The sequence below is a fragment of the Sporosarcina luteola genome, from assembly GCF_023715535.1.
GTDB lineage: Bacteria > Bacillota > Bacilli > Bacillales_A > Planococcaceae > Sporosarcina > Sporosarcina luteola_B.
In genome coordinates, this window is the sequence record NZ_JAMBOI010000013.1 from 1 (window position 1) to 13,604 (window position 13,604).

The following is a 13,604-nucleotide window of genomic DNA, read 5'->3' on the forward strand; positions in this document are numbered from 1 at the left end:
GGCGGACGGTTTAGCTGACGGGTTCTATCACCCACGGGTGCTTACGTCCTACCCCGGCTACAGTAATCATAAAACCATATAAAAAATGGTCAACCAGAAATATCTGGCTGACCTTATAATACGAACGAGTGCTTTAGTTGAAGATCATTGAGCTGCTTAGACGGCTCTTTTTCCTTATTGAATTAACGCTGCAGATTAGTTCAATAAACAATAGACAGTCGTAAAGCGGGACTTGCAACTGAGAGGGAGTGGAAGTTGGTGGAGGGGAAAAAGAACCACTATTTTTATATTATCATTGGATATATAGGTGCTTTATTAATTTTTCTTGCCGGTATAAGGTACATCTTCATCATAGACGATATCATAGGACGTTCGCTTATAACGTTTGGAATTATTTTAATCCTAAGTAGCCTGAGATTTATGGAATCGAAGTTTCTTACAGTAAAAGAAAAACGAATTGTTAATTGGGCATTCGTATGTATGGTGGTAGTAATTCTATTAATTAGTCTTAATTTCGCAAGATAAAATATTAGTTTCCATAATTAGGTAATTCTAAATAAGAAAAGGAAGAGTAAAGACAGATGAAACTTATAAATGTAAATAAAGTCTTACTTTCAATTTGTATGCTTTTCATTTTTACATTATCGGCCTGTAAGCAAATCGAGGAATCTCACGACGATATAGATGCGGAAAATGAACATCAAGATATTTCCTATTCTTTTAATAACCCCAATACAGGGCAAGAGTTTACTATTATTCATGCGTATTTATTATATAAAAATTACTTTGAAGCTGTAAAAGATCATCCGGATGAATCTCTCTATAAATTATATCAGCAAGAAGTTGTACAACCCGTGTATGAGGCATGCTTTGAGGACTCGGAATATGCAGATCCTGTCACTGTACTTAATTGGGTTCCAAGAGAGAGTGATTTTGATAGTTTTAAGAATCAAATTGAATCAATCAATAAAGATCATTTGAATGAGTTATTTGAAGAATCACTCGTTAAATCCTCAGACATACTTTCATCAGATAAAAAAACAACAGTATGTGTATTTCCTAAAAGTGAAAAGTTTCCTTCTGATATGTTTACACTTGAATCAGGGAAAATTATCATCTTTCACAGCAAACCTGATCGAAGATATAGTACAAGTTTGTCTCATGAATATCATCATAGCGTTTGGATGGGAAAACATAATGCTGAAAATTATGCTCTAACAGGATTAGATCATTTAATAGTGGAAGGACAGGCCGTGATGTTTGAGTCCTTAGTGTATCCGAACTTAAACCATAGTCATTATGTGGTTGACGAAAGATATAACAAAGAATATTGGAGCAAGATCGAACCATATCTTGAGACTGCTATTACTAGTGAGATTCATGATGAAATGATTATAGGTGGCTCTAATGGTCTTCCTAATTCATATGGTTATAGTGAAGGATACAAAATGATGAGATCATACTTGAATCTGCATCCTGATATGACAGTAGAAGAATGGACTACCAAAAGCCCGAAGGAAATATTTGAAGAAGGAAACTATGCAGCTAACTATCAGTAGGTTTTTCCGTTTCCCTTGCGATATCATGAGTGCTCAACTTAAGATAATGGCCAGTTGAGACGAAATCAGTATGGGTTGTAAAGAGAATGAAGGGGTGTAATAAAATGAAGAAGCAATCACATTCAGAATGGCTATTAAGTCAAATCGTTCTGACAGCACTTCTTGGGACTTGTATTGCAATCTTCGTCGTTAGCGGTGAACTGAACCTAACATTTGCGATAGGATATCTGTCTGTTTTTGCATTAGTGGTAGCTTGTAATGCGATTTACGTGTTCTATAAAAGAAAGAAAGAAAACGCTAAAATCCTAAACAGGTTCAGTTGATTGGGAGAAAACAATAAAAAATACTGCATTTGAGAACACATCGAATTTGACGTAGTATCCATTGACCATAAATCTACATTTGATAAAAGACTACTCGGAAAAGAACCCCATCACCTTGAAATTACAAGTCAAGCTTACCTACATATCTTGTCTTGAAAGAGGAGGAGACCCGATGACGTTAAAAGAGGAAATTAACAGACCAGTGAAAGCGGATAATCTTATTGTCTTTACATTTTTTCTGCATCTTTTGTTTGTGTTAGTGGCCAGCTCTGTACCGGAAGGACAGTTCTTTTTTTGGCTGCCCATCAACTTATCATTGGAGGCTTTCATTATGTTCCGTCTCCTCCTGTTGTGGAGGCGTTATAGTAAGAGCGAACCGAGGCGGTACAATTCTCTCCAATTGTATTGGATACTTACCGGATTATCTATTTTTGCAATGATGCCTTTTGTTAGGGCGGTATATGGTTCGGTAGCTTTTTGGCCTTTCCTGGTCGTTACAGTGTTTTTATTCATAGTGAGTCATTTATGGAAAGAGCGGATTGCTTCAGTTTTTGTGAATCCCGGCAAAACGAAGCAACTCGTAAAGTGGCCGAAAGCCCTCGCCATCATGATTATCGTAGGGATTGTCATTATGTCTGCGCTGCGCTTCACACCGGCACATCCAAACTTGGGACTTAGTGTCTTCGTATATATAATAGGTGGTTTTATGGTTTTTCTTGCAACTCCTTTTTCAATTTCCAAAGAACGAATCGAAGAGCTGATAGACGAATGAGAAATGGTGCTAAATGGGGGATTGAATAATGGGGGGTTAAACGGCAGTTTAGTTGAAGAAAAAGGTTTTTTTACGAATATGTTGAATAAGTTAATATATATAAATTATTGTACAGCAGGGGTCCTTTACCACAAGTCTAGAGGGCCCTTTATTCTTGAACTAACGGTGCAGGTGTGCGGCCGAGCCTAGGTCGTATCATATAGCGGGTGGGATTCCCGCCGAGAAAGAACTAGCCATTCACTCGTAGCGAGTCTTGGAGGGTTAATGGTAACAGTAACCTTTAAGCGTAGACAGTTAGGTGGCGGGCCGAAAGCCAAGTGGTTGAAGGGATTGAGCTCCAAAAATGTTAGTAAACGAGAGGGCTGATGCCTTACCTGCGGCAGAAAGCTACATTTTATCCTTCGCTAAAGGCAAGAAGGATAAAACTTCTCTGGGGTCAGAGACCTTGGCACGTCACACATTGATATGATACGGCAACTCGGGAGGCCCTACCGGTCTTTTCTTTTTTAGAAGAGTATGGTGTACAAGCGATAATAAGCAAGGAAACCAAATGCCGTTGTAGGGAGTCGGATAGCAGCGTAGTACCAATGAAGTTGGGTAATGCCAGTGGAGGAAAGGCTGCTACCAAGTTATCACCCTTACTAGGGACACATTTACTACACGCAGAGGTAGGGATAATAAATGGAAACACAAAACTATTAAGGATAGCAGAATTAGCTAAATCTGAACCGAGAATGAAATTTACATCTCTTGCACATTTACTAAATAAGCAATCTCTAGTTCAATGCCATCATGAATTACCTAATAAGAAGGCAACTGGGATTAATGGCACAACTAAAGAGCAATACAGTGAATCACTAGAGGAAAATATAGTGGACTTAGTAAGTAGGCTTAAAAGTAAAAGTTATCATCCTGTTCCCGTAAGGAGAATGTATATTCCCAAGCTGAACTCCAACAAGAAAAGACCGTTGGGGATACCGGAACATGAAGATAAGATTGTACAGAGAGGCATTACAAAGATACTAAACGCCATCTATGAAAATGATTTTCTAGACTGCTCATTTGGGTTCCGTCCAAATCGTAATTGCCACGATGCTTTGAAGATATTAAATCATTATATTGAAAAGAGATCAGTAAATTATGTAGTAGATGTAGATATCAAAGGATTCTTCGACAACGTTGACCACATATGGATGATGGAGTTCTTAAAACTGCGAATTGCTGACCCAAACCTACTAAGAATAATTGGTAGGTTTCTTAAAGGTGGATATATGGAGGAAGGAAAGAAATTCAAGACAGATAAAGGCACACCGCAAGGTGGTGTTATATCTCCGATACTTGCCAATCTATATCTCCATTATGTCTTGGACCTATGGTTCGAGAAGAGGGTTAGGAAACAGTGCAAAGGGCAAGCATACATTCTTAGATATGCAGATGATTTTGTTTGTTGCTTCCAATATAAGAGCGAAGCGGAGGAATTCTTTCAATCATTAAAGGTGAGATTACAGAAGTTTAACTTAGAAGTAGCGGAGGATAAAACCAAAATTATTCCCTTCGGGAGATTTGCGGAGAAAGATGCAAAACAAAATGGAAATAGCAAACCTGCAACCTTTGATTTCCTTGGTTTTACACATTATTGTGGGAAGAGTAAACAAGGATATTTTCGAGTGAAAAGGAAGACAAGCAGGAAGAAGCTCCAGGGGAAAACTAAGAGAAACCAAAGAATGGTTAAAGAATAACAGAAATAAAGATATTCATATGATTATGGATAGATTTAAACGCTCGCTTGCAGGCTATTATAACTACTACTGCATCACGGACAACACTCCAAGTGTTCACCAATTTAAAGACAAAGTCTTATACTTACTCTTTAGATGGCTCAATAGGAGAAGTCAAAGAAAATCCTTTACTTGGGACAAATTCAATCTCTTTATTCATAAGTTTCCTTTACCTTCACCAAGAGTTAAGGTAAATATATATGACATAAGAAAAGAAATTAGCTATATTTTGTGAATGGTGACTAGGAGGAGCCGTGTGCGTAAATAGCGCAAGCACGGTTCTGTGAGGGGGGAGGAACACAATCTACCGCAAGGTAGAGAGGTTCCCTTCTACTCGACTAGTTGAATAAGCTGGATTTATTATAGGTAGGGAATATATATAATAGAATTGTGGAACTTTTTGCAACGTATTCCGTAAGTTTAATGAATAGGAGGAAGAAAAAAATGAGAAAAATAATTGGGATATTCATTGTTGTACTAGTTTCAATAGGGGTAGCTGATATGTTACAAGGAGTTATTTTAACATTAATATATACACCGGATCCTTACTCACAAGGTACTCAAGAAATGGCGACCTATCTACAATACATAATTTCAGCTATAACGGTAACCTTAGCCCTTTGGTGTATTTACAAGGTGAAAAATATAGTAAAAGACTTTAGATCATCGGTTAAAGTATCGTGAAATTTTACGTTATCAAGCAATTTGTTGGTATCCTAATTTTACTTCTTATTGCTATTATAGTTAATTATTATATTCAAAATGTGAATGTGGATATAGAAAGTGTTGTACTAAAGCAATTAATTATGTTTGTTACCATTTCAATCCTTCTCTTCGTTTGTAATCAACTCATTTATAATTACGCTAAAAAAGAAGAAGAATTTATGAAACACAAAATCTGGGATAAGATGTTCATCATCATTTTAGGATGGTTAATGATTTCATTTATTGTATTTATTCTCTTGTTCTTTACGACACCTTTGGGAGATTTAATTTCATTACACCCATGGACTTTGTTCAGCGCAGTCTATTACTTTTTATTTGTTATAAACCTTTTTGTTCTATCAATTGTACATATCGCAGTTGATAATTCGATCAAGCTAGAGAAAAAACTATTAATAACGTGGGCAAGTTCTTCACTACTGGTAGCGATTATTTTTTTTCTATTACCAAGTTTTTAATAATAGAGAGTGTGTAAACAGAAGACCATCTAAAGCTGACGGATGCTTTACTTGAAGATTGGAGCTGCTTAGGCAACGGCTCTTTTTTCTTCAACTAACTAGACAGTTTACTTGGAAAAGGAATCTCGTTAGAATGTGTTCCGAAAAAATCTATAAAAGAGGTAAAGAAATGTTTGCTTATAGGTATAAAAGGCTAATGGAGGATTTTGTAAATGAAATAATTACTGTTGAAGATTTTGAACGTGACTACCTATATACATTTAAAAACGAGACAGAAAGAATGGGTAACAGTCTATTCGAAATCTTAAATGAAGCAGTTGATTGTTATTGGCACGAATGCCTTCCTGGACAAGAAACTGCCTTTGAAATTTCCGAACAACAACTAAGAAAAGAAGTAAGTGATGCATTGGTTAACTTAAATAGATTATTGAATAACCCTTAAAGTTTTCTTGAACTAACGGGTGCTGTAGTTCAATAAGACTAGTAGAATATTACGCTAAAAAGCGCTCACTTCAATCCTGAGCGCTTTTACTTGTTTTTTATATGGCTATTTCACTGTTGAAATATTTGCTGATTAACCTGTTATTTACGTTGTTAATTGCACTTTTCTCCCCATCAACCGAACCCGTTAGTCGCTTTCTGGCTTCTTTTATTCACCAACCCAGTGCCATCCGCAACGAGCAGCAACTGTTCTGGGCGTCGCTGTTCGAGAAGTCGATCTGGATGCCGGAGGGTGTGTAGGATAGATTGTATTTAATGGTTACACCTGTCGAGCGGACGAGCCGCTCAACTTCTTGTTGGTCCGAACGCTGTGCGGCGTCCATGAGCTGGCGTGCGAAATCATCTGAAGCTGTCAGCGTACCGATGAAAAGATTCGCTTCATTCATAACTTGTTTGAACCGATTTGCCGACGCGTTGAATTTCCGCGTGTTTACCGGAGGAAAGGGGCTTCTTCCGTTTTGCGGCGTCGGTGTGGGCATCGCCATATATCCTGGGTGGACCGGCATGAAAGCTTGTTGCCGGGAATTGAATCCATAAGGAAAAGAGGAATAATACATAGGCAACCTCCGTATTTCTTCGATGCCTCAGTATATGTCCATTGCGGGGGACTCGTGTTTTTCCGTTACGCCCCGATCGTCCGGATCAGCTTATCCATATCCTCTTTCAGTAAAATCTTCGGCACCGGGTAAAGCGGATTCGCTTCTTGTACCGCGCGCTCCGCCATGAGCGGGATGTCGCTGTCGATAATGCAGTCCACATTCACCGGAATTTCCATCTTTTCATTCAAATCCTTGATTGCCTGAATGAATTTCAGTGCCTTCTCCCTGGTGGAGTCGGAAGATGCGCAAACACCGGCTGCCTCCGCCAACTCTGCCAAAGGTTCGTGCACAGTTTCCCCGTAATAGTCGAGGACATGAGGCAGGATGACGGCATTGGCGAGTCCGTGTGGCACATTGTAAAACCCGCTCAGCGTATGGGCGATGGCATGCACATTGCCGACATAGGCACGTGTGAACGCCATTCCTGCGAGATAGGCGGCTTTTTGCATATTCGTCCGTGCAGCTATATTTTCCCCATAGGAATAAGCTTCGTAAAGATTTTCAAAAATGAGCTTCACGGCATCCGTACTCCATTGTGTCGTCTGCTTCGTATTGCTTTTGCCGATATACGCTTCGACTGCATGCGTCAATGCATCCATTCCGGTTGTGGACGTGATATGCTTCGGAAGTTTCACGGTGAGCAGCGGATCCAGCACCGCGAAATGCGGAATGACTGCGGTGTCCATGAGCGCGTATTTTTCATGGGTCTCACTATTGGAAACGACGCAAGCTAGTGTCGCTTCACTGCCAGTCCCAGCCGTTGTAGGAACAGCGAACAGTGGCGGCATTTTTTTAATCACTTTCAATATGCCTTTCATTTGAGGAATGGTTCTGTTCGGTCTCGCCAAACGTGCACCGACCCCTTTGGCACAATCGATCGGCGATCCGCCGCCGAATGCGACAAGGCCTTGGCAATCGTTCACTTTGTATAGCTGCAAAGCCTCCTCGATATTATCGATCGTCGGATTCGGGACCGTTTTGTCGTACATGACAAACGTAATCCCTTCCTTTCGCAAACCTTCAAGGAAATCGTCCATTAACCCTGTCGTCACAATCCCTTTATCCGTAACAATCAAAACCGTTTCAATGCCTTCACGTTTAATCAACCTCGGAAGTCCTTCCAAACTATTTTCCCCTTCGAGCAGCTGAGGTTCCCGCCATGGCAGGAAAAAGGCAGTCGCCTTCATCACCTGCTGAAAGCTGCGGCAATATATCTTGTACATGCTGCTTCACCATCCCTGATTAGATGTAACATTCTAACTATTGTACCTTGAAATGACAGTAAATTACTAGAAATTATTTGCAAATTAGCGATTGAAAAAGTTATCGATCATTTCCAGAGAGTTATCGATCAGTTGCCAAAGGTTATCGATCATTTGTACGATGTTATCAATCATTTCCCGGAACTTATCGTTCATTTCCCAGACTTTATCGTCATTTCGTGACCTTTGACCTATCGAGATGCGTGGTAAACACATAAATAGAAGCAAGGGAATTCCAATATTTTGGCGTAGTAAGAGTGTTAGGATAAGATTTGAGAGAGGTGACGCCATGCAAAAGAAAATACGAGTTTTGCTGCTTATCAGTGGGCTTGTTTTGTTCAAAATCTGGGTTTGGGATGAATACATAGTAAACTCGACTGCCGATGCAGCGTTGGATGGGAAAGAGGGAAAAGCAGGTGTCAGTTATGGCATCAGCAAAAATAAAGAGTTAGCCATTCGGCCTTATGAAGAAGGGTTCAAAGTATACGCGGTATCGAAGGGGTTTTGGGGCTGGTCAATCACGGATGAAATGTTTGTCGGCGATCATGAAATAGTAGAACAGGAGTTGCAATTTAAAGGAAAAGAAAAACTATATGTAAGTTTGATAGTGGATAAAAAGCAATCCTTTGATAAAATTATCGGCTACTCCGCGAACATAGGAACGATCAATTTCAATAGAACTGTCGGCGAAAATTCAATTCTTTACTATTATTACAGTGATCAGCCATTGGGCAAAGTCACTTATGAAGGTACTCGCTTAAATGGAAAAACAGAGAAATTATCACGGGATAAGGAACCCGGTTGACGCATATAGTGTAGGCGAAGCACGAAGTACGTCATTGGAGGGATCATATGCCGAAAAAACTGTATTTCTTTTTGTTGCTTGGATTATTCCTAATAGCCGGTTGTTCGTATGATAGTGAAAAAGCCGTCAAAAACGGGGATGTTATCAATATGAACGGGCCTATTTTCAATTTTGATCGATTCCAAGATTTCTTAGAAAGTGTCGAAGAGGATGAAGCAGCATCCGTCCGGATCACAAATTACACGCTCGAAGGAAGCCCGACATTGTACAATTTATCTTTCGATGGAGCTGAATTCAATTTGGAAATCGATCGGTCGAAAAATAAAGAGCGAGGGGACAACCCTCGTAAAATGAGCATGTCCTGTACGGAGCTGATTTCAGAGGAAGGGCAACAATTATTCAGCTATACGTTGGAAGGGTGCCAGCAAGGAGCCCTTGTCGATTGTTTCCTTCTATTAAATATCTTGAAAGAGCAAATAGAAGACCACGAGCATTAATGGAACCTTACGTGTCGAACGAAGGTCAATACAAAGGAGGGAAGCTACAAAGGGGGAGTAGTGATGGTCGGTTTACTGAATGTCGGCAGTCTGGTGCTTGGTATCATTGCTTGGATACTGCCGGTTGTGAGTCTCATGCGAACTACTAAACATTGGGCGGCTATATCTATTATGAGTTTGAGTGCGTGTGCAATTTCACTCATTCTCCAGATCTATTACAACTATCATCTCGTACAAATTGAAGATTGGACTGCGCTTATGGATACGATGTGGGGAGTGGTGGTCGCGGCGACAGTTCTACTAATTGGTACGCTTTTGTTAAATACAATATCGCTGATTGTCTATCGGAGGAATATATATTGAAGCAGGATCGCGTTTCCCAATAATGGCTTAGGCACCCGAACAAATCGAGATTGTAAGGGTGCCTAATCTATTATTTCTGCTCACCGTACAATAAGTTCTTTAACTCATCATACGTGATCTTCGCGACTTTCCCATCGCGGACAATCGCTATGCCTGACATCTCGATTTCCTTTTTATCTTCATCTTTCAATTCATAATCCAACGTAACTGTGAAGTTATAATTCGTCGGTGTCACTTCATTTTGCTCCACCTCGATATTTTTCACTTCAAGTTGATAGCCATGTTGGTCGGCTCTCCGGTGGAACATGAAGGCTTGATTCGTCATAATGAATTGTTCTAGACCACTTTCTGTGAAATAAGGTCCGTACGTTTCCTTTTGGTAATTATAATATTCCTCTAAAAATCCTTCGCCTGCCTCTTCGGCTTCTTTTGATTTGTATAGTTCTTCTAGTAATCGGATTGCTTCTTCATCGGGTGCATTCAAATCAATTTCCAAAACGGTCTTAATGACTTCGATGTTTTCATCCTGCGGTTCAGGCTTTGAGCACCCAGCAACAAGCAGACTGCCGAGAATGAAAACGATCGCTATGCCTGGTTTCCATCGATGCATCCTCTCACTCCTTTCAACAACGTTCACACTTTTTATACGCATTACGTAGACGAATGGTTTCAATTGTGACAGAATATTAAGATGAAGAAAATAAAGATTGGGGGGCTTTACATGCGGCTTGAGAGACCGTCCTTGAAGTGGAAAACGGAACATATAGCATATATGAATGAGTGGGATGATGACCGGATGACGCCTAGCAGTTTTCATTTGCAAGCGGACATTCCTTATGAAGTGTATTTGGAAGAAATGGCGGCAAAGGAAGCAGGGCTAGACAACCGGATGCTGAATACGAATTATTTTCTCATCGATGACAACGAACGAATCGTAGGAATGGTTAATATCCGGCATGGCTTGAATGACTCTTTACGCCAAATCGGCGGACACATCGGCTACGGAATCCGCCCTGCGGAACGGCGGAAGGGGTATGCGACCTATTTGCTTTCTGAAGCATTGAAGAAAACGGATCAGCTGGGCATCCGTTCTGTGCTGGTCACATGCAATGAAGACAATGTCGGTTCAGCCGCTGTCATTATCAAAAATGGCGGTGTAGAGGACGAGAGCTTCACGGAACCGCATGGCAATGTGGTTCGGAGGTTTTGGATTGCACGAGGATAGGAGGAAGAGGAAGTATGGAGTTGACGTCAGTGAAAAAACAATGGAATCACAAGGGGATCATTGAGAAGTTCGAAATGTGCCGGAACGTTGAGCAGGCGGAGCCGATGAAAGCATATATGAAACACCATTTTCCTTTCCTAGGGATTAAAAGTCCGCTGCGAAAAGAGCTGCTGCGTGAGCAATTCCGGGAATATGCGTTGCCTGAAGTTGACGAGCTCTTTGACGAGGCTTGGAAGCTATATGAATTGCCCGAGCGGGAATATCAGTATGCTGCGATTGCTTTGCTCGATAAAATGAAGAAGCACTTTACGACTGACGATTTTCCGAAGCTATTGAAATTCATCGAAACGAACTCGTGGTGGGATAGTGTGGACTCAATCGCACCGAGTCTTGTCGGGCATGTCGTCAAATTGGATCGAGCGTACGGAAAATCAGTGATGCTGGACTGGTCGCGGTCGGATAATATGTGGACAAACCGCTCCGCAATTCTGCATCAATTAAAGTTCAAAAAGGACACGGATACCGAGCTGTTAGTTGAAATCATTCTTCAGCATGTGGAATCAAATGAGTTCTTCATTCAGAAAGCAATTGGTTGGGTATTGAGGGAGTACGCGAAAACCGATCCTGTCGTTGTAAAGCAATTTGTCGAAGAACATACGCTGAAACCGTTAAGCAGGCGGGAAGCTTTGAAGCATATCGGGGATTTGGCATGATAGTAATGAAATTGAGGATAAAAAAAGAACGAATGCACAAACTGTAACCCGTTCAGTTGAGTGGTACAAAAGCTAAATTAAACACACAAAAGGAGTCCGAATTCGCAAATGAATTGGACTTTTTCCTTTTGTCTATGTATCAACGTTTGTGAATGAATCACACGTGTTTTAGACACTCTATTGAAAGCCTATTAGCAGTATTACAATTTCTATTGTAGGTCTGTTAATCTGTGTTGAAACCACTGTTAATTTGTATGTCAAAACACAATGATACATTTCGTTACTCCAATAAATAAAAGGACCAATAAGGTCCTTTTTTTACTTTTGCTATTCCATTAACGCACCCAGATTGACGAATTGAAAAATCTTTATTTTACCTTTTGTACTGAATCTATTGCCTTTTTTAATTCATCTGGTTTTTGAGTGCCGATTACCACTTTGTTATGCTTCAACCATAATTCGATCCCTTTTTTCCCATTCAAGTTATAAGCCGTTTCACCCTTGGTGTTAAAACGAATCCCCAAACCTCCAAAACGTTTAAGAGGACTGTAAGTAAGTGTTTCATAGTTTCTAATTTCTTTAAATAGATACTGCTTATATTGAATATGAAAAGGAAATAAACGCACATAAAGTCCATCACTACGAACTTCAATAATCAACTTTAATACTCCAAGCATTAACACTGGAAAAACAACTCCAAAAAGCACCCAAAAAATAATTGTAACCACATCTGGGGCAGGATTATTACCTATTGGCACACCAAAAATAATTTGCAGAATGAACCAGTACCACATATAGGCAGCCTCCAATAAAATCAGCACCCATAACCAAATTTGCTGTGGTCGTTGAATTTCTCGATACACAACTTTAGTTTGTTTATCCACCTAGATACCCCCCTTTACCACAATCATTCCGTTTTTTGAATACTGAATATATACTTATCCTACTCCTATAATAGAGTATTTACCACAAAAATCCTTTTTAAATATAAAAAAGCACCGCTATTTGCGATGCTGATTGTTGTTCTAATTCGATGTTATTTCGCTTGTTATTTCAACTTTTGTACCAGTTAACTGAACGGGTTACACAAACTGCAATCGTCCTTTATTTTCATGAAGGGCAACTGAAATTGGATATCAAGTATGTTCCATACTACTCGATTCCATTTCGGATAAATTGTCTTCAACCAAGGCGAGACGGAGGCCAAGTGCTTGAGCAACTTTATCTAATGTATCCAAACGAGGAATTGCATGCTCTTTTTCGAGTCGTGCTATGGCAGTCTGTTTTAAACCCGCCCGATTGGCAACTTCTTGTTGCGTCAAGCCTAGCTGGATCCGTCTATGAATGAGTTGGGCGACAATTTCAATCTCATGTATTTCTCTTGGTGTCAAAGCCGTTATTTGTTTTTTATAGTCAGCCCATTTCAAATTAATTACCTCCTTTCAGCGAACTTGTAGCAATTATCTTGCTACAACATACGATAAATCCTTGAACTTAAGAATTTCATTTTGAGGTCTTCGTTTTGAAGGAGGGGAGTGAACCCCTCCTATTTATACATCGTGGAAAATGTTATTCTCTCGTACTGCGATTTTGACTATTTTCGATCCAATCGAGCATTTCTCTTTCTGCCTTTCGGATTTCACGCTGAGGTGTTTTCTTCGTAGTTTTTCGAAAAGGATGTAATAAGACAATTTGATTGCCATCCCAAAAAAAGAAAAAGATACGATGGTCACTTGGTCTAAGTTCCAGTTCCCAAATGCCGTTGCCAATAAACTTGGTGTAAGGCAAACCGGATCGACTGCCGGTCCTTTCTAAGATTTCAATATAAAAAACAATCTTGGAAAGAAGTTGTTTCGCTGATTTATCATGAGAAGCATGGATTTGCAACTCATCCAAAAAATCCTTAACAGGAGAACGACCACGATTGTCTTCAAAGAAGACGACCTCATATTTCATATTCTGTCCTCCACAAGACGTTTTATAACATATTCGTATTAATTATAACGAAAGTGTTATTAAAATACAA

17 protein-coding genes are annotated in these 13,604 nt (G+C 39.9%); 11 read left to right on the forward strand and 6 right to left on the reverse strand.

The window, feature by feature from the left end; genetic code table 11:
* Window positions 1-581: 581 nt before the first annotated feature.
* The 6 genes from M3191_RS15775 to M3191_RS15800 all read left to right on the forward strand — a co-directional run bounded on the left by M3191_RS15775 (window position 582) and on the right by M3191_RS15800 (window position 6,055).
* On the forward strand, window positions 582-1,559 hold the full coding sequence (locus M3191_RS15775; protein WP_251701328.1) for a DUF2268 domain-containing putative Zn-dependent protease: 978 nt from the start codon (window positions 582-584) through the stop codon (window positions 1,557-1,559).
* Between the two features lie 495 nt (window positions 1,560-2,054).
* The gene (locus M3191_RS15780) at window positions 2,055-2,654 is read left to right on the forward strand and encodes a hypothetical protein (RefSeq protein ID WP_251696224.1); all 600 of its coding nucleotides are present in this window, start codon (window positions 2,055-2,057) and stop codon (window positions 2,652-2,654) included.
* 587 nt (window positions 2,655-3,241) lie between these two features.
* Window positions 3,242-4,393 (forward strand): group II intron reverse transcriptase/maturase, encoded by a 1,152-nt coding sequence (gene ltrA, locus M3191_RS15785; protein WP_251701329.1) that lies wholly within the window; start codon window positions 3,242-3,244, stop codon window positions 4,391-4,393.
* Between the two features lie 25 nt (window positions 4,394-4,418).
* Window positions 4,419-4,667, forward strand: a complete 249-nt coding sequence (locus M3191_RS15790; RefSeq protein WP_251701330.1) for a hypothetical protein — start codon at window positions 4,419-4,421, stop codon at window positions 4,665-4,667.
* A 209-nt stretch (window positions 4,668-4,876) separates the two neighbouring features.
* Window positions 4,877-5,116: a hypothetical protein gene (locus M3191_RS15795; protein ID WP_251701331.1), complete on the forward strand. Its 240-nt coding sequence runs from the start codon at window positions 4,877-4,879 to the stop codon at window positions 5,114-5,116.
* Between the two features lie 666 nt (window positions 5,117-5,782).
* Complete coding sequence (locus M3191_RS15800) at window positions 5,783-6,055, forward strand: colicin immunity domain-containing protein (protein WP_251701332.1); 273 nt, start codon at window positions 5,783-5,785, stop codon at window positions 6,053-6,055.
* 211 nt (window positions 6,056-6,266) lie between these two features.
* Here M3191_RS15800 and M3191_RS15805 read toward each other — a convergent pair whose 3' ends face one another.
* Entirely contained in the window at window positions 6,267-6,671 is a 405-nt protein-coding gene (locus M3191_RS15805; RefSeq protein WP_251701333.1) for a hypothetical protein, read from the reverse strand.
* 65 nt (window positions 6,672-6,736) lie between these two features.
* On the reverse strand, window positions 6,737-7,936 hold the full coding sequence (locus tag M3191_RS15810) for an iron-containing alcohol dehydrogenase (RefSeq protein WP_251701334.1): 1,200 nt from the start codon (window positions 7,934-7,936) through the stop codon (window positions 6,737-6,739).
* Window positions 7,937-8,264: 328 nt separating this feature from the next.
* Between M3191_RS15810 and M3191_RS15815 the strand changes: the two genes are divergently transcribed.
* The 3 genes from M3191_RS15815 to M3191_RS15825 all read left to right on the forward strand — a co-directional run bounded on the left by M3191_RS15815 (window position 8,265) and on the right by M3191_RS15825 (window position 9,640).
* Entirely contained in the window at window positions 8,265-8,780 is a 516-nt protein-coding gene (locus M3191_RS15815; protein ID WP_251701335.1) for a hypothetical protein, read from the forward strand.
* A 47-nt stretch (window positions 8,781-8,827) separates the two neighbouring features.
* Window positions 8,828-9,277 carry a DUF4362 domain-containing protein gene (locus tag M3191_RS15820; RefSeq protein WP_251701336.1) on the forward strand — a complete coding sequence of 150 codons (450 nt, stop codon included), beginning with the start codon at window positions 8,828-8,830 and terminating at the stop codon, window positions 9,275-9,277.
* Between the two features lie 63 nt (window positions 9,278-9,340).
* Window positions 9,341-9,640: a hypothetical protein gene (locus tag M3191_RS15825; protein ID WP_251701337.1), complete on the forward strand. Its 300-nt coding sequence runs from the start codon at window positions 9,341-9,343 to the stop codon at window positions 9,638-9,640.
* Window positions 9,641-9,710: 70 nt separating this feature from the next.
* On the opposite strand, the gene M3191_RS15830 is transcribed toward M3191_RS15825, so the two are convergent.
* The gene (locus tag M3191_RS15830) at window positions 9,711-10,250 is read right to left on the reverse strand and encodes a hypothetical protein (protein ID WP_251701338.1); all 540 of its coding nucleotides are present in this window, start codon (window positions 10,248-10,250) and stop codon (window positions 9,711-9,713) included.
* A 111-nt stretch (window positions 10,251-10,361) separates the two neighbouring features.
* On the opposite strand from M3191_RS15830, the gene M3191_RS15835 reads away from it, so the two are divergent.
* Both M3191_RS15835 and M3191_RS15840 read left to right on the forward strand, forming a co-directional pair.
* The gene (locus M3191_RS15835) at window positions 10,362-10,865 is read left to right on the forward strand and encodes a GNAT family N-acetyltransferase (RefSeq protein WP_251701339.1); all 504 of its coding nucleotides are present in this window, start codon (window positions 10,362-10,364) and stop codon (window positions 10,863-10,865) included.
* Window positions 10,866-10,879: 14 nt separating this feature from the next.
* Window positions 10,880-11,578, forward strand: a complete 699-nt coding sequence (locus tag M3191_RS15840) for a DNA alkylation repair protein (protein WP_251701340.1) — start codon at window positions 10,880-10,882, stop codon at window positions 11,576-11,578.
* 368 nt (window positions 11,579-11,946) lie between these two features.
* On the opposite strand, the gene M3191_RS15845 is transcribed toward M3191_RS15840, so the two are convergent.
* The 3 genes from M3191_RS15845 to M3191_RS15855 all read right to left on the reverse strand — a co-directional run bounded on the left by M3191_RS15845 (window position 11,947) and on the right by M3191_RS15855 (window position 13,534).
* Entirely contained in the window at window positions 11,947-12,462 is a 516-nt protein-coding gene (locus tag M3191_RS15845; protein ID WP_251701341.1) for a DUF6141 family protein, read from the reverse strand.
* Between the two features lie 252 nt (window positions 12,463-12,714).
* Entirely contained in the window at window positions 12,715-13,005 is a 291-nt protein-coding gene (locus M3191_RS15850; protein WP_251701342.1) for a helix-turn-helix domain-containing protein, read from the reverse strand.
* A gap of 142 nt (window positions 13,006-13,147) precedes the next feature.
* Window positions 13,148-13,534, reverse strand: coding sequence for a type II toxin-antitoxin system RelE/ParE family toxin (locus M3191_RS15855; protein ID WP_251701343.1), 387 nt, complete (start codon window positions 13,532-13,534; stop codon window positions 13,148-13,150).
* Window positions 13,535-13,604 lie beyond the last annotated feature (70 nt).